Consider the following 19,214-nt stretch of genomic DNA (forward strand, 5'->3'; position numbering starts at 1 on the left):
GCCGGGTTTGAACAGCGCTTTTGCTGGTACTCGCCACTCATGGGCACAGACAAGATCGTCAGCGCCGTGGTCGTCGGTGACGTGATGCTCGACTCGTGGCTCCACGGCTCTGCCAAGCGCCTCGCCCAGGAAGCGCCAGTGCCCGTCATGAGCCTGGAATCCACCGAGGACGCCCCCGGTGGTGCCGCCAACACCGCCGCCAACCTCGTCGCGCTCGGGGCCGGTGTGCGGCTCGTCGGCGTCGTGGGCGACGACGAGTGCGGCGCGAAGCTCGTCGAGGCGCTGCGCCTGCACGGCGTCGGCGTGGACCTGGTGACCGTGCCCGGCCGGCGGACCGCGCACAAGCGGCGGCTGATCACCAGTGGCCAGCTCACCGCGCGCTACGACGAGGAGGACCACGCCGAGCTGCCCGAGTCGGCCGAGCGCGAGCTGCTGCGCCGGCTCGGCGACGTACTGCCGGCCGCCGACGTGGTCGTGGCCTGCGACTACGGGGGCGGCGTCTGCACCCCCGCCGTCCGCAAGGCCCTGGCGGGGCTGCCGCTGCTCATCGTGGACGCGCACGCGGTGGCCCCGTGGCGGGAGTGCGGCCCGTACGCGGTGCTGCCGAACTTCGCCGAGGTCGTCCGGCTGCTCGACGACGAGGACGAGACCGGCGACCGGCCCGCGTACCTGATGGCCAGATCGCAGCAGCTCCTTGACCTGACCGGCGCCCACATGATCGTCACCACCCTGGACGGCGAGGGCACGCTGCTGCACCGGGCCGGGCGGCCGCCGTACCGGACCTACGCCCAGCCCGCGCCGCAGCACATGGCGACGGGCGCGGGCGACACGTTCACGGCGGCGTTCGCGCTCTGGCTGGCCGGCGGCGCGCCCCCCGAAGAGGCCGCGCGGGCCGGGCAGGCGGCGGCCGGGGTCGTCGTACGCCGCCAGGGCACCGCCGTCTGCACCCGGTACGAGCTGCTGCGCGCGCTGCGCCGCCAGGAGGGCCAGGAGGGCAGCGTGCAGCCCGCCGAGCGGCTGGCCGAGCTGCTGGACGAGCACCGGCGCAGGGGCGAGCGGGTGGTGTTCACCAACGGCTGCTTCGACGTGCTGCACCGGGGGCACGTGTCGTATCTGGAGCAGGCGAGCCGGCTCGGCGACGTGCTGGTGGTGGCGGTGAACAGCGACGCCGGCGTGGCCAGGCTCAAGGGTCCGGGACGGCCGGTCAACCCGTGCGAGGACCGCATGTCGGTGCTGGCCGCGCTCACGTTCGTGGACTACGTGACCGAGTTCGACGAGGACACCCCGGAGCGGCTGCTGCGGATGATCCGTCCCGAGCTGTACGTGAAGGGCGGCGACTACACCGCCGAGATGCTGCCGGAGGCGCCGCTCGTGCGGGCGCTGGGCGGCGAGGTGCGGGTGCTCGGCTACCTGCCCGACCACTCCACGACCGCCATCATCGGCCGCATGCGCCTGCTGCCTTGAGCGTCGTCAGACCGCGAGCACCTTGGACAGCCAGGGGCGCAGGACCGGGAGCACGGCGGCGGGCTGCATCGCGGTCATGTGATCGTGCCCGTCGAGCACCTCGACGTCCCAGCCCCGCTCGGCCAGCTCGGCGCGGTGCCGGACCAGCGGGCCGCCGATGTCCACGGTCACGCCGCCCCACTTCTGGTCGTACCGGATCTGGTCGGCCGAGCCCGCGAAGCACAGGCGCGGGCACGTGAGCCGGACCTTCGTGTCGTCGAAGTCCCGCAGGTTCTCGTAGAGGGTGACGAACTGCCGGGCCTGCTCCTCGTTCGGCAGCCCGGCGGCCGAGGACCAGGGGTCGTCGTCCTGCTCGGTCTCGGCGGCGGGCTCGGGGGCGGGCTCGGGGGCGGTGGCCAGCTCGTACGTCGCCGTCGTGACCTTGAGCATCTCCGCATACGGCCCCGCGTACGGCGGGAACCCGCCCATGGCCAGCGCGGAGATCCGGTCGGTGCGCACGGCGAGCTGGAGCCCGCTGAGCGCCAGCCACGAGTACCCGTAGTACGCGAACCGCTCGGCCCCCGCCGCGTCGGCCACGGCCAGGAAGTCGCGGGCGATGTTGTCGGGGGTGAGGGTGTCCGGCTTGGGGTGCTCCATCACGTGGCCCTGGTAGTCGAAGGCCACCACCTGGAAGGTGTCGGCGAGGCCGTCGATGAGGTTGCGCCCGAGTGCCGGGTCGTTGCCCCATGTGCGCATCTCCTCTGCCTGCTCGCCCTCCACAGGGTGTGGATCGACGGGCAGCAGCACGGCCGGTCCCGATCCGCGCACCTCCACCTCGATCGTCCTGCCGTCGTGCAGCGTCGCCCTGGACATGGCGCCCCTCCGCTAACTCGTTACGCCGTAAAGGATTGTGTGGCGACGATAGCTTATGGCGTAAAGAGTCGCAAAGGATTGGGGACGTTCACCCAGCGCATGGCCGCGCCGTCGTCGTCCAGCCAGCGCAGCAGCAGGTTGGCCTTGGCCGGCACGTACGCGGCGGCGAGCAGCTCGCGCAGCTCCTGCGGATCGCCGTAGTCCTTGGCCGCCGCCGCGAACACCGCCCTGGCCCGCGACCACAGCTCCGCCCGCACCCCCGGATGCCGGTCGGCCAGCGCACCCGCGATCTCGCACAGGTTGTTGGTCACCAGGCAGTAGACCAGCCGCTCCCACGCCCGCCGCTCGCCCAGCAGCGGGCCTCCGCCGCCTGCGTGCCGGTCGGCGACCAGCTTGACGCCCTCGTAGTCGCGGAACAGCGCCTGCCCGGGCAGCCCGGCCGCGTCCACCGCGACCAGCACGTTCTGCAGGTGGCATTCGAGCACCACCCCGTGCCGCAGGTACGCGTGCAGCACCGGCGGCACCACGTGCTCCAGGTAGCGCTGCCACCACAGCAGCGCCCCGTCGGCGTCCAGGCCGTCCAGCGGGCTGCCGGGAAAGCCCTCCGCGATCCCGGCCGCCAGCAGCGCCGTCAGCCCCGGGCGTACGTGCTCGCGCAGCCCGTCGCGGACGATCACCGCCAGCGCCTCGCCGCCGTCTCCGCCCAGCTCCACGCTGCGGTAGCCGCGGTCGCGCAGCAGCGACGGCCTGGGCAGATGTGCGGGCATGTCGTCGAAGGCCGCCTCAAGCAGGGCCGCGACCACCGGGAGGTGACGCAGGTCGTGCAGCCACAGGCGGCGTACGTCGTTCGTGATCCGCACGTCCAGGCTGAACTTGCAGAACAGGTCCGCCTCCGGCAGGTAGACGGTGCGGATCGAGGCCGTGGCCACCGCCCGCCGGATGGTACGGCCCAGCTCGGGCAGCTCCGGCAGGCCGCCGAGCAGCTCCACCTGCCAGGGATGCGCGGGCAGCGGCACCAGACCGGCCTCCCGTGTCCCGCCGAGCCGGTCGAACGCGCTCGTGTCCCCCACCTCGATCAGCTCGCTCTCGGGGACGCCCAGCAGTGTCAGCGGGAAGCTCGCCCGCGCCTCCGGCGAGTACGGCAGCCACGCCTGCGCCCCTCCGCCGCCCCTCGCCTTGGGTGCCGGGTGGTAGGGGTGGCCCGCCATCAGGGCCTGCTCGGAGCGCAGGTACAGGTCGGCGGGCGGCGTCGTGTCACTCCTGGCGGCGAGCAGCGCGGCGGTGACGTCGCGGCTGTGCAGGATCTCGGCGGGCAGCACGTCGTTGACCGCCCCGGTGCTCGCCCGCAGCTCGCCGGCGGCCACCTCGACCAGCTCGGCCAGCCCGAGCGCCCGCCACCCGCCGGCGTCACGCAGCATCGGCGCGCTCGGCCGCCGCCCGCCCTCGACCCGCAGCACGCGCCCGGTGGCCGGCAACCGGTACGCCCCCGCTCCGGCGGGCTCGGCCACCTCCCGGATGAGGCAACGCAGCAACGCCGTGATCGCCATCGCCTCGGCCTCGTCACCCACCCGCTCCAGCGCCCCTGTCGGCTCACCCGGCGCCTTGGCAGGCCCAACCGGCGGTCTGGGAGGCCCGGTCAGCGGTGTGGGAGGTCCGGTCGGCGACGTGGCCCGCCCCTCCTGCGGCCCGGCAGGCCCAACCGGCCGTCCGGGAGGCCCGATCGGCGGTATGGGGGGCTCAGTCGGCGACGTGGCCCGCCCCTCCTGCGGCCCGGCAGGCCCAACCGGCCGTCCGGCAAGCGCGTCCGGCGACCCTGCGGGCTCAGTCGCGCGTCCGGCGGGCTCGGGTCGCGGTTCGGTGGGGTCGTCCCGTGTGCGCACGGGGGCATCGCCCGGGCCCGCGAGGTCATGTGGCGGGTCGGCGGATAGGGACGGATCGTCGGTAGTCGCCATGGCGACCGTACTCCTACCCTTTTGTCCCCGTTGGTGCCCACGGGGTAGCCGACGGGTTGGAGACGGGGAAGGCGGAGATCATGGGGGCCGTGATGAGGCCGGTGGAAGCGGAGTTCGCCGAGGAGCTGGCCCGCGTACGGCCTAAGCTGTCCGGCCGCTACACCGCCGCACTGCCCGGCGCGCGGGCCGCCGTCATGGGACGGCTGTGGCGGGGACTGCTGTACGAGACGCTGCCGGGCCTGTCGGCGGCCGGGCCCGGGTGCGTGGTGCTCACCGACGGACGCAAGCTCACCGGGCCCGAGCGGCGGCCGTACGACGTGCGCGACGAGCCCGTACTGCACCTCGACGGACACCCGCACACCCACCCGGCCGCGCTGCTCGACGCGCTCGCCCTACCCGGCACCGCCGCCCTGATCGCAGATCTGGACAACAGCGTCGCCTCGCTCGCGCTCTCCAGAGCCGGAGCCCCGGCCCGGCCCGCCGCGACGCCCGAGGAGCACGAGCAGGCCGTGATCGACGGCCATCCCTACCATCCGGGCTGCCGCAACCGCCCCGGCGTGTCGGTGGCCGAGCAGCTCGCGTACATGCCCGAGCACCGCCCCATCGTCCGCCTCGACCTGCTGGCGGTGCCCGCCCGCGACTGCCTCGTCACCGGTCCGTGGCCGGACTCCCTCAGGGACGGCGACCGGCTGCTGCTGCCCGTGCATCCGTGGCAGAGCGCGCATGTCCTCGCCGGGCTGGGGCTGCGGCCGCACGCGACCGGGGTGATCCCCGCGCGCCCGCTCATGGCCGTACGCACGCTCGCCCCGCTCGACGGCGGGCCGCATCTCAAGACGGCCTTCTCCACCCGCATGACCTCGGACGTCAGGGACATCTCCCCCGGCTCCGTACGCGACTGCGTGCCCCTGTCCGGCCTGCTCACCACGGTGGCCGCGCGCTGCGGCGGCGGGCTGCGCATCGCCCGCTACCTGGCGGGCGCGGCCGGTCCGATCGACGGACGGCCGAGCGCCGATGTGTCGATCATGCTCCGCGATCCCACGCCCGAGCCCGAACCCGGGACCGGCCCAGGCACCGTCCTCCCGCTCGCCGCCCTCGCCCTCGCCGTCCGCCCGCTCACCGCCCGGCCCCTCGCCGCCCGGCCCCTCACCGCCCCCGAGGGACCCGCATCGCCCGGCCACGAGTTCCCCGGCCCCGCCGCGCCCGCGCTCTGCGCCGTCGCGCGGGAGCCGGTGGCGTGGCTGACCGCGTTCGCACGACTGGCCTGGGAGTCGGCCCTGGGCATGCTGGCCTGCGGGATCGCCATGGAGGCGCACGGCCAGAACCTGCTGGTGGCGCTGGACGGCGGCGGCCGGCCGTACCGGCTGATCTACCGCGATCTCGCCGACGTCAGGATCAGCCCCGCGAGGCTCGCCCGCCACGGCGTCGAGACCCCGCCGGTGAGCGCGCGGCTGCTCAGCGACGACCCGGCCGTCCTGCACGCGAAGCTGTTCGGCTCGCTGATCGGCACCACGTTCGGCAGCCTGATCTCCGCCTTCGGGCAGGGCGACAGGGCCGCAGAGGCGAAGCTGTGGCAGGTCGTGGCCACGGCCGCCCGTGACGCGGCCGGGTCGCTGCCGGCCGCCGACCGCGCCGCGCTGTTCGGTGAACGGCTCCCGGCCAAGGCCCACCTGCTGGCCCGCATGGAGGGCGCGGGCGACCGCTGGACCACGCTGCCGAACCCGCTCATCGGAACTCTTTGACGCGAAGTGCCTATCGCCGTGCCCGCCGGGGAAGGAAGATGGGCACCGGCTCACGCGCCCCATGTTCTGAGAGGGGGGCTCGCGATGATGCAACTGTCCGTCCGGCTCGTTCCCATCGATCACACGACCCTGGTGATCACCCTGACCGGCGAGCTGGACCGTACCACCCGGCCCGTGCTGGCCTCGTTTCTCGACCCCGTGCCCAAATCGCCGCTCACGCACGTGCTGGTCGCGGCGGGCGACCTGTGGTTCTGCGATCTCAGCGGCATCGAACGGCTCGCGCTCACCCACCGCGCGCTGCGGGCCAAGGGCGGGCACCTGGCCGTCGCCGGGGCCCGCCCGCCGCTGCGCCGCCTCATCGCGCTGATGGGCGAGCAGGCGGACGCGGCGATCCCGGTGTTCGCCACCATGGCGGAGGCCCTCGCGGCGGCCGGCGTGGCCGCGTACCGCCCGGCAGGCCCCGCCCGCCGCCATCTCCCCCGCCTCCGCACCGTGCAGCCGGCTCCCCGCCGCCCCCGCTGAACACCGTCCCAAGCGCCCCGGCCCTCGCTGACCGCCGCACACCCCTAAAGCCCCCGCCGACCACCGTCCCAAGCGCCCCGGCCCTCGCTGACCGCCGCGCGCACCTCACAAGCCCCCGCCGACCACCGCAAACGCCTCGCCACCCCACCCCCGCCGAGCCTCGTACCGTGGACCGGTCGCTGCGTCCGGCGGCGGGGCGTGAAAGCATCGGCTAAAAGACCGGGCGAGTGCTTGGGGAGGCAGCGGTGGCGGACGAGTTCGATGTGATCGTGATCGGCGCCGGGCCCGCAGGAGAGAACGTGGTGGACCGCGCCGTGCGCGGCGGGCTGACCGCCGCCATCGTCGAGGAGCGCCTGGCCGGCGGCGAGTGCTCCTACTGGGCGTGTGTCCCCAGTAAGACGCTGCTGCGGCCGGTCGATCTCGCGGCGGATGTGGCCAGGGTGCCGGGGATGACGCTGGGCGAGATCGACGTGCGGAAGGTGCTGGCCAGGCGGGACGAGGCGGTGTCCGGCTACGACGACGGCGGGCAGGTGCGCTGGATCGAGAGCGTTCCTGCCGAGTTCGTACGGGGCCGCGGCAGGCTCGACGGCCCCAAGCGGGTGCGGGTCACCACGGAGGACGGCGACGAGCGCGTGCTGACCGCCCGCCAGGCCGTCGTGCTCGCCACCGGCAGCACCGCCGCCGTGCCGCCCGTGCCGGGCCTGGCCGAGGCGAAGCCGTGGACGAGCCACGAGGTGACGGCGGCATCCTCGATCCCGGAGCGGCTGGTGGTGCTGGGCGGCGGCGTGGTCGCCTGCGAGATGGCGCAGGCCATGCACGGGCTGGGCGCCCGCCAGACGACGATCGTGGTACGCGGGGACCGCCTGCTCGGCCGCATGGAGCCGTTCGCCGGCGAGCTGGTCGCGCAGTCGTTCGCCGAGTCCGGCATCGACGTGCGCTTCAACACGAGCATGGAACGCGTCGAGCGGCCGGAGCCCGGCGGCAAGGTCACCGTGCACCTGAGCGACGGCCCGCCGATCGAGGCCGACGAGCTGCTGGTCGCCACGGGCCGCAACGTCGCCACCCGCGGGCTCGGCCTCGACACGGTCGGCCTGCCGGACGACGCCCCCGTCGAGGTGGACGACAGCATGCGGGCCACCGGCGTGCCCGAGGGCTGGCTGTACGCCGTGGGTGACGTCAACGGCCGGGCGCTGCTCACGCACATGGGCAAGTACCAGGCGCGGATCTGCGGCGACGTGATCGCCGCCAGGGCGCGCGGCGACGAGCTGCCCGCGATGCGCGACCTGGCCTACGGCTACGGCTCGCCCCAGGTCGTCTTCACAGACCCGCAGGTCTGCGCGGTGGGCCGCACGGAGGAGCAGGCCCGCGCCGACGGCTTCCGGGTGCGGGCGGTCGAGTACGACATGGGCGCGGTCACCGGGGCGTACCTGCTGGGCGACGGCTACCGCGGCAAGGCCAAGGCCGTGGTGGACGAGGACAGGAAGGTGCTGCTCGGCGTCACGTTCGCGGGTCCCGGCGCGGCTGAGCTGCTGCACGCGGCCACGATCGCGGTGACGGCCGAGGTGCCGCTCGACCGACTCTGGCACGCGGTGCCGTCGTTCCCGACGGTGAGCGAGATCTGGCTGCGGCTGCTGGAGACGTACGGGCTGTGAATCCTCACCCGGTGGCGCGCCCGGCGGCACCGGGCCGCTCATCGGGCACCGTCCGCTGCCCGGACGGGTGCTCAGACGAATGCTCCGCCGGGTGCCCGGACGGGTGCTCTGACGGGTGCCCGGGCGGGTGCTCTGATGGGTGCAGGGCCAGCTCGGTCAGCGTTTCGGCCACGCTGTCGCGCAGCTCCACGTGCGGCAGCAGGCCGGTCAGCCGCAGCACGGTGAGCAGGTGGGCGCTGGGCCGGACGAGGATGATCCGGCCGCTGCCCCCTTCCTCCTCCATGCGCTGCATGACCATGCCGAGCACGCCGATGATCGAGGCGTCGTAGAAGTCGAGGTCGGCCAGGTCGAACACGAGAACGGGGCCGACCGACCAGTTCCACACGATGTCGACGCAGGAGCTGAAGCGCTCGCGGCCGGCATGGTCGAGCACGCCGGCGGCACGGACGACCGTGCAGTGGAGGTGCCGGGTCGTCTCGATCAGCAATCCGCTCCTGCTCACAGATAGACACTGCCCACAGAGCGGCGTTCTCACAGGTGATCGCCGATTCGAGGGCCGCAGGTGACGGAACGGGCATGATTCGCGCGCCGCGCCAGGCCCGCCTAATGCGGCGGAACGAGCACATCCCGGCCTTGAGACGCGCGTGCGTCAGTCGGACTGCGTGCCCGATTCCAGCGTCGGCACGCAGTCGGGGGACGGCCCGAGCAGCACCAGCAGTGGCGACCCGGACGGGCCCGGCAGCACCAGCTCGGTCACGTTCCCCTGCTCGCTCTGGTCCGGCGCCCCCAGGTCGCCGTCCCTGATGCTGAGCACCCGCTCCACCCTGGGCGCGGCCGAGTGCAGCAGCTTCCTGGTGGCGTGTCGCAGCCAGCGCAGCTCGCTGTTGACCCGTCGCCAGGTCGCGGGGATCATGCTGACCGCCTCCGCACGGGTGCCGAGCCGCAGGATGATCTTCTCCTTGGAGCCGAACCGGTCCTTGAGCACGGGGTTCACGACGAACATGCCCGATCGCAACGCCCGCCTGCCCTGCCGGTGGGCGTTCGCCAGCCCGCCCGCGCTGATCAGCCCGTACAGCTCGCAGCGTGACCCGTCGAGCGTGTCGGGGTCGTAGTCCACCGGGGGCGGCTCCTCGAAGACGACCTTGTCCAGCCGCACGCCGGCCGCGCCGTCCGCGGCGACCCGCCCGCAGACGGCGTCGCGCACGTCCGGGTGCACGCCGTCGCCCTCGGTGATGTCCAGCACCTCGATGCAGATGAGGCCGTCGTCGGGGATCTCCTCGGGCGTGAGGTCGAAGGCGACCTTGGCGTGCGCCCTGCGGCCGCGCAGCAGCACGCACTGCCGCATCCGGCCCTGGGACCTGATCTGGACGAAGCGCGGCACGGGCCCGACCGGCTCGGCCCGTCCCTCGTGCCAGCCGCTGACCGACCGCTCGTCGGTGGACAGGGAGACGTGCACCCGCAGCGGCCGTCCCTGCGCCGACACCTTGAACCCGGCCAGCCCCGACGTCTCGAACCTGCCCACGATCTGCGTGCCTCGGCGCAGCCGGTCGGTCACCTGGAGCGCGGCGACCTTGCCGCTGTTCAGGTGGACGGGCGGGATGGCGGGAAGGATCACCGGGTCGACGTCGGTGACCGATCCTGTGCTGCTCATCGGGTGTTCCTCCAGGGGGTGCACGTGATGTCCTGATCGTGGAAGTCGAAGCGGGTGAGCATGGGGTCGCGCCGCTCCCACAGCCGGGCCACGGCGCCGAAGAGGGGGTCTCCGTCGGGCTCGACGTGCCGCAGGTTGACGGCGAGCACGCGTGCGTAGTCGTCGCCCTGCTCCCAGTGGGGCAGGAGCTGGCTCGGCGCGTCCGCGCCGCAGCGGCGCAGCCAGAGCCAGAGCCTGGCGCGCTCGCGCTGCTCCGGCCCGAGGATGCTCTCGCCCTTGGCGTGCCTGGCGATGGCCTCGGCGAGCAGTGCGCGCAGCTCCGACGGGGTGGCCGGAGCGTGGACGGCGCCGCACGCGCGGCCCTCCGACCAGCCGGCCTGGATGACGGGGATGCCGAACGCGGGCAGGTCGCTCTCGCCGAATGTGACCGCCGCGTCGGTCATGCTCCACAGCAGGTTCGCAGACAGCCGGCCGTCCACCCGGCGGACGCGGGAGTGGCCGGTGACGGGGTCGTGGAAGAGCCAGTTGGCGGACTCGTCGCAGGAGGCGAACTGAGTGAGCGCGCCGAACATCCGGTCGTCGCGGCCCGGCGCGTGGGCGTGGACGGTGATCGTGGGGCGGTCGGGGTCGAGGCCGAGCCTGGCGCAGCCGTAGTGGCGGAGCTGGCGGCGCTCGGTCTCCGTACGGACCTGGTAGCCGCGCCGCGCCCGCCGGGTGGCCCGCTCGGCGCCCGGCCTGATCTCGTGGCGCCGTGGCCAGACGTGCCGCTCGAAGAACGCGCCGACCCTGGCGGGCAGCTCCTCGTCGATCGAGCAGGCCCCGTGGTCGGGGAAGAGCGCGTACGCCTGGAGCGAGCCCTTGCCGTGCACGTGGACGACGGGGATCTCCCTGGGCACCGAGCGGTCGGCCACCGTGGTGACCACGGCGGCGGGCGGCTGGTCGGGTGTGGTGTCGGTGGCGCCGAAGGCCACGGCCAGCCGGGCCCATTCGGGGCGGGTGCGGGCGACCAGCCGCGTCCCCAGCAGCGCGCAGAGCGCCCGCGCCACCAGCAGCGTCCTCGCCACAGCCCGCAGGTCCTCGTCGTACGCCTCGACCGCGACGTATCCGTCACCGCCCGGGCCGTCTCCCCAGCAGGTCCTGGCGGCGGCGAGCAGCCGGTCGACGTGCTCACCTTCCCCGACGTGACGCATAAGCCCCTCCACCAAGGCGCAGGAAGAAATGGCCTGGTAGACGTTGCCAGTCCGGGCCGGGGGACACGGTGGCCGACACGCATCCTTGCCCGCGGCTTGGGGGAATCTCAGCCGCCACAGGAGATCACTCGGACCGCAGCAGCCTCAAGCTGGGCAAACAGCGGTTATACCCAGGATCCCCGTAAAAAACGCCGATCCCGCACAACTTTCGGGGCCCAAGGGGCGTCCAAGCTTTTACGCGGAGCATGTGATGCCCGGGTTTAGGATGCACCCTATTGCCACAAGTGGGAGGGGTTTACCACCATGGGTTCCCGTCTGTCGAGTGTCGCGCGCCTGACGGCGGCCGCCGCGGCGGCCGGCGTGCTGGCCGCCGCCGTCGCGTTGCCCGCGGTCGGCGGCACTGGAGCGATATTCGTCTCGGCATCCGAGGAACTCGGGATCAAACCCGAAGAGCTCAAAGAGCCCCCGCTCGCGGAGAAGACCACGGTCGTCGACGCCAAGGGCAACGTGATCGCGCAGTTCTGGGAGCAGTACCGCGAGTCGGTCACGCTCGACGAGGTCGCGCCGATCATGAAGACGGCCATCATCTCCATCGAGGACTTCCGCTTCTACGAGCACGGCGCCATCGACATCGAGGGCACCCTGCGCGCCCTGGCCAAGAACCTCTCCTCCGGCGGCATCGCCCAGGGCGGCTCGTCCATCACCCAGCAGTACGTCAAGCAGGTGCTGCTCAACTCGGCCACCACCGACAAGGAGCGCAACGCCGCCCTTGAGGCCAGCTACGCGCGCAAGCTCAAGGAGCTGCGCTACGCGATGGCGGTCGAGCAGAAGTACACCAAGGACGAGATCCTGGAGAAGTACCTCAACATCGCCTACTTCGGCGCCCACGCCAACGGCATCGAAGCCGCCGCCAAGCGCTTCTTCGGCGTCCGCGCCTCCGAGCTGAACCTCGCGCAGGCCGCGACCCTTGCCGGCGCCGTGCAGGACCCGAACGCGACCGACCCCAACCTCGGCAAGGCGCAGCGCAAGCGCCTGCTCGCCCGGCGCAACGTGGTGCTCGACCGGATGGCCGAGCTGAAGAAGATCACCCCCGAGGAGGCCGCGGAGGCCAAGGCCAAGCCGCTCGGCTACAAGGGCACCCCGCTGCCCGGCGGCTGCGCCTCCAGCAAGTACCCGTACTTCTGCATGTACGTGCGCAACGAGGTGCTCAGCAACCCGGCCTTCGGCAAGACGGCCAAGGCGCGGGCGCAGTTCCTCAACCGGGGCGGCCTGACCATCCAGACCACGATCGACCCGAAGATGCAGGCCGCCGCCGAGCGGGCGATCAGGAAGCACGTCTACGCCTCCGACGACCCGGTCGCCGCCGAGGCCCTGGTGCAGCCGGGCACCGGTCAGATCAAGGCGATGGCGGCCAGCCGCAAGTACGGCAACAACAAGCGCAAGAAGGAGATGTCGTACAACGTCGTCGCCGACGCGCAGCACGGCGGCGGCACCGGCTTCCAGGCGGGGTCGACGTTCAAGACGTTCACGCTGGTCACCGCCCTGAAGCAGGGCTGGAAGATCAACGACGGGTTCACCGTGGGCAGCGGTTACCGCGCGCCGTACTACTCGTCGTTCAAGAACTGCAAGAAGGAGAACATCGGCGACCCCACCCACACCGTCACCAACGACGAGGGCGGCGGCGGTTTCAAGACGCTGGCCACCGGCACCTGGCAGTCGGTGAACACCTTCTTCGTCATGCTGGAACAGAAGGTGGGCCTGTGTGAGACGATCCAGACCGCCAAGTCGCTCGGCATCCACCGCTCCGACGGGCTGCCGCTGACCGAGTACGAGACCTTCACGCTCGGCACCAACGAGATGGACCCGGTGACGGTGGCCAACGCGTACGCCTCGCTGGGCGCGCGCGGCAAGTACTGCAAGCCGATGGCGATCACCAAGATCACCGACCGCAACGGCAAGGTGACCACCTACCGGCCGCAGTGCAAGCAGGTGCTGGACCCCGAGGTCGCCGACGCGGCGGCGAACATCCTGTCGGGCGTGTTCACCAAGGGCACCATGCGGGGCGTGGGCGGCATCGGCCGGCCCGCCGCCGGCAAGACGGGTACGACGGACAACCAGGCCACCGCCTGGTTCGCCGGGTTCACCCCCGACCTCGCGGGCGCGGTCAGCATCGGCGACCCGCGCGGCGCGCAGGACCACAAGCTGAACAACATCACCATCGGCGGGAAGTACTACCCCTCCGTCTTCGGCTCCTCGATCCCCGGGCCGATCTGGAAGGACACGATGATGGCCGCGCTGAAGGGCGTGCCGCCCACCGACTTCCACCCGGTGAACACCGCCCGCTTCGGCGGCTGCGGCTCGGGCTGCGCGCCGGTCCGCCAGACCTCGCCGGACGACGCCACCAACGGAGACGACGGCATCGAGCAGCTCGACGAGGCGGACTCGGACTTCTAATGATCACCCGATAGGAGCGGTTTCCTCATTGTCGGATAAGACAAATCGGGCACGGAAATACCGTCGTGATCAGTTGACCTCGCGGAAACCTCTACGAGTTACCACCGCCTCTAGCTGAGCAAATTCGGAGTGCGTCCGCACACGCGGACGCACTCTCAGCAAAGGCCCTATTAACAACGGCGAAACATTGGTAACGTGGGAGCGCTCCCAGGATCTTTCCGCGAGGTGCTCCATGACCGAGCAGCCCACACTGGCACAGGTGGCGGCCGCTGCAGGGGTTTCCCCCGCGACCGCATCAAGAGTCCTCACGGGCTCGGTGCGGGTCAGTACCTCGACCCGCCGCCAAGTCTACGACGCCGTGTCCCGTATGGGATACGTCCGACAACGCGCACCCCGGGGAAGCGCCGCCAAGACCAGCACCGACGGCGTCACGGCGGTGATCTGCGACCACCTGCCCCGGCTTTTCTCCGAGCCCTACTACGCCCGGCTCCTGTCCGCCGCAGGCGCCGTGATCAGCGAACACGGCACCCATCTCATGGTGACCACCGTCACCCCGACCTCGTCCACGCTGCCCGCGTTATCCGGCTCCGTGCTCATCATCGGCGCCAGAGAGCGCCATCCCCTGGCCATCAAGTTATCGACATCGGGCATCCCGGTCCGCAACATCGGCCGGCCGCCCCACGACCTCAAGCTTCCGTTCGCCGACGTCGACAACCTCGACGGCGGCCGCCAGGCGGCCGAGCACTTCCTGCTCACCGGCCGCCGCAACGTCGCCGCCATCGGCGGCCCGCCCTCCTTACCCGGCGCCCGCGACCGGCTGGAGGGCCTCGTCCGCACCCTCCAGGCGGCCGGGGCGCCCGACGTCCCCGTCGCGTACGGTGACTTCACCGCAGCTTCAGGCACCCACGCCATGCAGTGGTTGCTGCGCCACGCACCCGGGCTCGACGCCGTGTTCGTGGCCTCCGACCTCATGGCGGCGGGCGCCATCCAGGCGCTGCGCAGAGCCGGACGCAAGGTGCCGGCCGACGTCGCGGTGATCGGGTTCGACGACGCGCCGGTGGCCCGGCACACCGTCCCGGCCCTGACCACCATCCGCCAGCCCGTCGAGGAGCTCGCCACGGTCGCCACCCGGCTGCTCCTGACCGGGGCGACGGGCGTCGACCCGGTACTCCCCACGGAACTGGTCGTCCGTGAGTCGGCTTGAGCCTGGGGACGTCCTGGCCCGGCGGTATCTGTTGCTGGATCCGCTGGCCCGCGGGGGCATGTCGGTCATCTGGCGCGCCTTCGACCAGTCTCTGCACCGGATGGTCGCGGTCAAGGTGCTCACGGCCTCGCTGCACGATCCGTTCGAACGGGTCAGCGTACGCAGCGAGGCCCGCGCCGCCGCCCGCTTCATCCACCCCGACTCGATCGAGATCTACGACTACGGCGAGACCGTCACCGCGAGCGGCAGCGTGGCCGCGTACGTGGTGATGCCGCTGCTCGACGGCACCCCGCTGGCCGAGCGCATCGAGCAGGGCCCGCTGCCGTGGCAGGAGGCGGCCGCCATCGGGCTGCGGCTGGCCAGGGTGCTGATGGCCGGGCACGCCCGTGGCCTGGTGCACAGGGACGTCACGGCCGAGAACGTGCTGCTCACCCCCACAGGGCCCAAGCTGCTCGACTTCGGCATCGCGGCCTGGGCCGGCGACCCCGACGACGACCGCGGCACCCCGCCCTACGTCGCCCCCGAGCGGCTGCTCGGCGTGCCCACGCATCCCGCCGTGGACGTGTACGCCTTCGGCGTGCTGCTGCACCTCATGCTGACCGGGCGCACCCCGTACCCGGAGACGACATGGGAGGAGATCGAGGCGGTGCGCAGGACCGAGCCGCCGCCCCGCGTGACCGGCGTGCCGAACGCCATCGCCACGCTCTGCCAGCGCTGCCTGGCGCACCGGCCGGAGGATCGCCCGACGGCGGCGCAGATCGTCGCCGCGCTGACCAGCGCGCTCGGCACCGCCTCGCTCGGCCGCAACGTGCGGCGCGGACTGACGGTGGCGGGCTCGGCGGCGCTCGCGCTGTCGGCGCTGCTGTGGTTTCAGCAGTCGGCGCCGCAGCGTGAGGCGCCGCCCGACCCGGTGGCGGTGCCGCCGTCTCCCTCGGCCCGGCTGATCGAGCGTTCGCCCGCATCGGCGCGGACGCTGGAGCAGGCCGCGGCCGAGTTCACGACCACGCTGGAGGCCAGGACGCCCTGCGGCGCGACGGACGACGACGTGGTGCTCGACCTCAAGCAGGTGCTGGCCGCCGTGGTCGCCCCCGCCCAAGGGCCGGCGCACGGGCCGTCCGCGCAGGGCCCCAGGACGGGCGAGCTGCGGCAGAAGCTCTCCGACCGGCTGCGCGAAGGCCGCCTGCGGCCGGCCTGCCTGAGCGAGCTACAAGCCAGGCTGGACGACATCGAGGCCGCGCTGGAACGCGACTGATCCCGGCGGTCCGTCTCGGGAAGGCTCCCGGCCCGGAAGGCTTCTCGGCTGGAGCAAGGGTGAGGGGTACGGCAGCACCAGCCGTACCCCTCGTTCGCGCGGGCCGGGCCCCTCGCAAAGCGTGCCCGCGCGAGCCTCAGGCGCAGGAGTAACCGTTCGGCACCTGCGAGTTCCCGTCCGGCCGCGACGCCTGGAAGCCGAACGTGGCGCCGGCGTTCGGCGCGAGGCCGCCGTTGTGCGGCAGGCTCCTGACCGTCACGGTGTCGCCGCTGACCGTGTACTCGGCGTTCCACATGCCGGTGATCTGATGTCCCGGCGGCAGCGGGAAGGTGACCGTCCAGCCGTTCAGCGTCGAGGTGCCGCGGTTGGTCACGGTGACGGGCTGGACGACGTAGCCGGAGTTCCACTCGCCTTGGATGGTCGCGGTGACCGCGCAGTTCTCGCCGCCGTTGCCGCCGTCTCCGCCGTCACCGCCTCCTCCGGTGGTGAACGAGAACGAGTTCACGCTCAGCCCGGCACCGCCGATCCAGGGCTCGAAGCCGGCCTGGACGCTGGTCAGGTACCACGACCGCTGGCCGTAGCCGCGGCTGACCACGTCCGAGTAGAAGGTGTCGATGGTGAAGTCGAGCGAGGTGGCCGGCGAGGTGCGCACGTAGGAGATGACGTTCCAGCCGGTGTTGCCGAACCACACCTCCCAGGTCGCGCCGGCCAGGTTCGCGGTGCCGACCCGCGAGCCGATGGGCTGGATCGAGCCCTGCCGGTTGAGCCAGATCATCAGCTCGGCGCCGGTGTTCTGGCCATCGGTGCGCGGCGTGGGGTCGAACCACAGGTCGTAGGAGGCGTTGTAGGTGCCGGAGCCCGGATACGACATGCTGACGCTGCTCCTGAGCGCGGCGAAGCCGGAAGCGCTCGCCTGCATGGGCAGGTTGCTGCCGGTGGTGCAGTTGCCGTAGTGGCAGCCGGCGTAGATGGACGGGTATCCGGCCGGTGCGCCGCTGGTGGAGTTGTCGTGGTCGGACTGGGTGATGCTGAAGCCGCCGTTCTGGTTGACGTCGATGCACTGCGCGGTGCTCGCGCCCCAGACGTTGTTCTGCACGATGTAGCGGCCGCCCTGGATGCTCGCGGAACCGTACTTCTCGCAGATCACCGGTGCGGCATGGGCCGGCGACGCGACCAGGCCCAGCGTGAACAACGCCCCGATGAGCAAAAGGATGTGCGCGTTCCTCATGGCGTCTTGCTCCCGCCTCTCTGACAGGGGAGTGTAGTGGGAGCGCTCCCAATCGTCAGCCTTCCGGCGACGGAAACGTCCGGCAAGCATTTCCTTACGTGCTTCATGGGCCGGGCGGGCGGTCACCAGCGCAAAGTGGGACCAAGATCGGATGAAAGTTTCACGGAAGATTGTCGAATCCCGAAAAGTCGTGATTCAATGCGCTGGCCGGGCGGGCAGGTCGTGGGCAGGTTTCCTCTGTCGTCAGCGCAAGGGAATCTCCACATGAAGTTGTTCAAGTCGGCGGGAATCACCGCCGTCCTCGTCCTCATCACCTCAGTGTTAATGGTGCCCACACAGGCGCAGGCGCACGGCGTGACGATGTTCCCCGGCAGCCGTACGTTCCTGTGCTGGCAGGACGGCCTGCGGGAGAACGGGCAGATCCAGCCGTACAACCCCGCGTGTGCCGATGCCGTCGCCCAGAGCGGCACCACTCCCCTGTACAACTGGTTCGCCGTACTGCGCTCCGACGGCGCCGGCCGGACCTCCGGCTTCATCCCCGACGGCCAGATCTGCAGCGGCGGCACCGGCGGCCCGTACGACTTCACCGCCTACAACGCCGCCCGTACCGACTGGCCGACGACCCACCTGACCTCGGGCGCCACCATCCAGATGCGGCACAGCAACTGGGCCGAGCACCCCGGCAGGTTCGACTACTACATCACCAAGAACGGCTGGGACCCCACCAGCCCGCTGAAGTGGTCCGACCTGGAGCTCTTCGGCAGCGTCACCGACCCGCCCAAGTCCGGCGGAGCGGGCGGCCTGAACTACTACTACTGGAACGCCCAGCTCCCGTCCGGCAAGAGCGGCCGGCACATCATCTTCACACACTGGATCCGTTCGGACAGCGCCGAGAACTTCTACAGCTGCTCCGACGTCGTCTTCGACGGCGGCAACGGTGAGGTCACGGGCGTCGGCCCCGACGGCAGCAACCCCGGCCCGTCGCCCGACCCCGAACCGACCGAGCCGGATCCGGAGCCCAACGGCGACTGCACCGCCACCTGGAAGGCCACCGACACCGGCTGGGCCGGCCACTTCCAGGGTGAGGTGACGGTCAAGAACACCGGCACCAGCGCCATCAACGGCTGGACCGTCAAGTGGACCTACACCGGTGGCCAGGGCTTCGAAGGCTCGCCATGGAACGGCGTGCTCTCGGCCCAAGCGCCCAACGTGTCGGTCACGAACGCCACGCACAACGGGCAGCTCGCGCCCGGTGCCTCCACCACGTTCGGGTTCAACGCCACCGGCTCCATCCCGAACCCCGCACCGAGCCTGACCTGCACCAGCTCGTGATCACTTCGCGTCGCGGGCTCATCGCGGCGACCATCACCCTGGCCGGGATCACCCTGGCCGGGGTGATGTTCTTCGCGAGCAGGCAGCCGTCTTCCACGCTGAACGAGGAGCTCGCCGCGCAGGTGACACTGATACTCGAACAGGCGTCGCCCGGCGAGCACCACGCCCATGGACACAACTTCGAGTCCGGCGTCGTGTGCGCCGTCGAACCCTTCGGCACCGAGCCGCCGAACGCGACCTCGCTGGTCGAGGTGCGTTGGGTCTACGCCCGCCACATGTGCGCCGTCACCGGCGAGAGCCCCGAGTGGGCCTCGTCCGTCCGCGCCTCGGGGCCGATCGCCGTGAAGATCGGCATCCCGCCGCAGATCAAGGTGCCCGAGCCCGGCCCCGGCTATCCTGAGCGGGTCAAGCGGCTGATCCCCGAGCGCTACCATCAGCAGGCGTTCGAGGACTTCCAGGACGACAGCGCGATCGATGCCGCCCGCGAACGCTTCGCCCTGGCCTCGTCGGCGGCCAAGTAACGCTCTTGCGAGGCAGGGGTGCGCGTGCCGCCCCGGACGGCGCCTCCATCCGCCGGACCGGCCCCAGCGGCGACCCGCCCCGACGACCGCGCGGCCCCATCCGCCCTCCGCACGCCCGGCCCCCTCCGCACGCTCGGCCCGCCCTCCGCACGCCCGGCCCGCCCTCCGCACGGTGGCCCGTCCGACAGCGCTTCTGAGCGG

The 19,214-nt window shown here is 71.9% G+C and carries 15 protein-coding genes; 9 read left to right on the forward strand and 6 right to left on the reverse strand.

Annotation, left to right across the window (positions count from 1 at the left end; genetic code table 11):
- Positions 1-39 precede the first annotated feature (39 nt).
- Entirely contained in the window at positions 40-1,464 is a 1,425-nt protein-coding gene (gene rfaE2 / locus AB0K67_RS23390) for a D-glycero-beta-D-manno-heptose 1-phosphate adenylyltransferase (protein ID WP_364063783.1), read from the forward strand.
- Positions 1,465-1,470: 6 nt separating this feature from the next.
- Here the strand turns inward: rfaE2 and AB0K67_RS23395 are convergent, their stop codons facing one another.
- On the reverse strand, positions 1,471-2,316 hold the full coding sequence (locus AB0K67_RS23395; protein ID WP_364063786.1) for an alpha/beta hydrolase: 846 nt from the start codon (positions 2,314-2,316) through the stop codon (positions 1,471-1,473).
- A 53-nt stretch (positions 2,317-2,369) separates the two neighbouring features.
- On the reverse strand, positions 2,370-3,884 hold the full coding sequence (locus AB0K67_RS23400; protein WP_364063788.1) for an IucA/IucC family C-terminal-domain containing protein: 1,515 nt from the start codon (positions 3,882-3,884) through the stop codon (positions 2,370-2,372).
- 464 nt (positions 3,885-4,348) lie between these two features.
- Between AB0K67_RS23400 and AB0K67_RS23405 the strand changes: the two genes are divergently transcribed.
- From AB0K67_RS23405 to AB0K67_RS23415, 3 genes are all read left to right on the forward strand, one after another.
- Entirely contained in the window at positions 4,349-6,007 is a 1,659-nt protein-coding gene (locus AB0K67_RS23405; protein WP_364063791.1) for an IucA/IucC family C-terminal-domain containing protein, read from the forward strand.
- Positions 6,008-6,091: 84 nt separating this feature from the next.
- A complete protein-coding gene (locus AB0K67_RS23410) occupies positions 6,092-6,529 on the forward strand; it encodes an STAS domain-containing protein (RefSeq protein WP_364063794.1) in 438 nt (145 codons plus the stop codon).
- Positions 6,530-6,774: 245 nt separating this feature from the next.
- Positions 6,775-8,181: an NAD(P)/FAD-dependent oxidoreductase gene (locus tag AB0K67_RS23415; protein ID WP_364063797.1), complete on the forward strand. Its 1,407-nt coding sequence runs from the start codon at positions 6,775-6,777 to the stop codon at positions 8,179-8,181.
- Between the two features lie 4 nt (positions 8,182-8,185).
- Here the strand turns inward: AB0K67_RS23415 and AB0K67_RS23420 are convergent, their stop codons facing one another.
- The 3 genes from AB0K67_RS23420 to AB0K67_RS23430 all read right to left on the reverse strand — a co-directional run bounded on the left by AB0K67_RS23420 (position 8,186) and on the right by AB0K67_RS23430 (position 11,022).
- Positions 8,186-8,683, reverse strand: coding sequence for an STAS domain-containing protein (locus tag AB0K67_RS23420; protein WP_364063800.1), 498 nt, complete (start codon positions 8,681-8,683; stop codon positions 8,186-8,188).
- Positions 8,684-8,830: 147 nt separating this feature from the next.
- Positions 8,831-9,832, reverse strand: coding sequence for a hypothetical protein (locus AB0K67_RS23425; protein ID WP_364063803.1), 1,002 nt, complete (start codon positions 9,830-9,832; stop codon positions 8,831-8,833).
- Positions 9,829-11,022 (reverse strand): hypothetical protein, encoded by a 1,194-nt coding sequence (locus tag AB0K67_RS23430; protein ID WP_364063806.1) that lies wholly within the window; start codon positions 11,020-11,022, stop codon positions 9,829-9,831. The genes AB0K67_RS23425 and AB0K67_RS23430 overlap by 4 nt, the downstream gene beginning before the upstream one ends.
- Positions 11,023-11,325: 303 nt before the next feature.
- Here AB0K67_RS23430 and AB0K67_RS23435 point away from each other — a divergent pair, with 303 nt between their 5' ends.
- The 3 genes from AB0K67_RS23435 (at position 11,326) to AB0K67_RS23445 (ending at position 15,932) form a co-directional block, all read left to right on the forward strand.
- Entirely contained in the window at positions 11,326-13,476 is a 2,151-nt protein-coding gene (locus AB0K67_RS23435; RefSeq protein WP_364063809.1) for a transglycosylase domain-containing protein, read from the forward strand.
- Positions 13,477-13,708: 232 nt separating this feature from the next.
- Positions 13,709-14,680, forward strand: coding sequence for a LacI family DNA-binding transcriptional regulator (locus AB0K67_RS23440; RefSeq protein ID WP_364063812.1), 972 nt, complete (start codon positions 13,709-13,711; stop codon positions 14,678-14,680).
- A complete protein-coding gene (locus tag AB0K67_RS23445) occupies positions 14,667-15,932 on the forward strand; it encodes a serine/threonine-protein kinase (RefSeq protein WP_364063815.1) in 1,266 nt (421 codons plus the stop codon). The genes AB0K67_RS23440 and AB0K67_RS23445 overlap by 14 nt, the downstream gene beginning before the upstream one ends.
- A 136-nt stretch (positions 15,933-16,068) precedes the next feature.
- Here AB0K67_RS23445 and AB0K67_RS23450 read toward each other — a convergent pair whose 3' ends face one another.
- Entirely contained in the window at positions 16,069-17,160 is a 1,092-nt protein-coding gene (locus AB0K67_RS23450; protein WP_364063818.1) for a cellulose binding domain-containing protein, read from the reverse strand.
- 264 nt (positions 17,161-17,424) lie between these two features.
- Here AB0K67_RS23450 and AB0K67_RS23455 point away from each other — a divergent pair, with 264 nt between their 5' ends.
- On the forward strand, positions 17,425-18,492 hold the full coding sequence (locus tag AB0K67_RS23455; RefSeq protein WP_364063821.1) for a lytic polysaccharide monooxygenase: 1,068 nt from the start codon (positions 17,425-17,427) through the stop codon (positions 18,490-18,492).
- Positions 18,489-19,013, forward strand: a complete 525-nt coding sequence (locus AB0K67_RS23460) for a hypothetical protein (protein WP_364063824.1) — start codon at positions 18,489-18,491, stop codon at positions 19,011-19,013. The genes AB0K67_RS23455 and AB0K67_RS23460 overlap by 4 nt, the downstream gene beginning before the upstream one ends.
- The last annotated feature ends 201 nt before the right edge of the window (positions 19,014-19,214 follow it).

Source organism: Nonomuraea sp. NPDC052634 (assembly GCF_040678535.1).
GTDB lineage: Bacteria > Actinomycetota > Actinomycetes > Streptosporangiales > Streptosporangiaceae > Nonomuraea > Nonomuraea fastidiosa.

Bases quoted from the DNA above. Each gene is read 5' to 3' on its own strand.
- AB0K67_RS23425 (WP_364063803.1), bottom strand. From the start codon at position 9,832: ATGAGCAGCACAGGATCGGTCACCGACGTCGACCCGGTGATCCTTCCC.
- AB0K67_RS23450 (WP_364063818.1), bottom strand. From the start codon at position 17,160: ATGAGGAACGCGCACATCCTTTTGCTCATCGGGGCGTTGTTCACGCTG.
- AB0K67_RS23395 (WP_364063786.1), bottom strand. From the start codon at position 2,316: ATGTCCAGGGCGACGCTGCACGACGGCAGGACGATCGAGGTGGAGGTG.
- AB0K67_RS23455 (WP_364063821.1), top strand. From the start codon at position 17,425: ATGAAGTTGTTCAAGTCGGCGGGAATCACCGCCGTCCTCGTCCTCATC.
- AB0K67_RS23430 (WP_364063806.1), bottom strand. From the start codon at position 11,022: ATGCGTCACGTCGGGGAAGGTGAGCACGTCGACCGGCTGCTCGCCGCC.
- AB0K67_RS23435 (WP_364063809.1), top strand. From the start codon at position 11,326: ATGGGTTCCCGTCTGTCGAGTGTCGCGCGCCTGACGGCGGCCGCCGCG.
- rfaE2 (WP_364063783.1), top strand. From the start codon at position 40: ATGGGCACAGACAAGATCGTCAGCGCCGTGGTCGTCGGTGACGTGATG.
- AB0K67_RS23405 (WP_364063791.1), top strand. From the start codon at position 4,349: ATGGGGGCCGTGATGAGGCCGGTGGAAGCGGAGTTCGCCGAGGAGCTG.
- AB0K67_RS23440 (WP_364063812.1), top strand. From the start codon at position 13,709: ATGACCGAGCAGCCCACACTGGCACAGGTGGCGGCCGCTGCAGGGGTT.
- AB0K67_RS23410 (WP_364063794.1), top strand. From the start codon at position 6,092: ATGATGCAACTGTCCGTCCGGCTCGTTCCCATCGATCACACGACCCTG.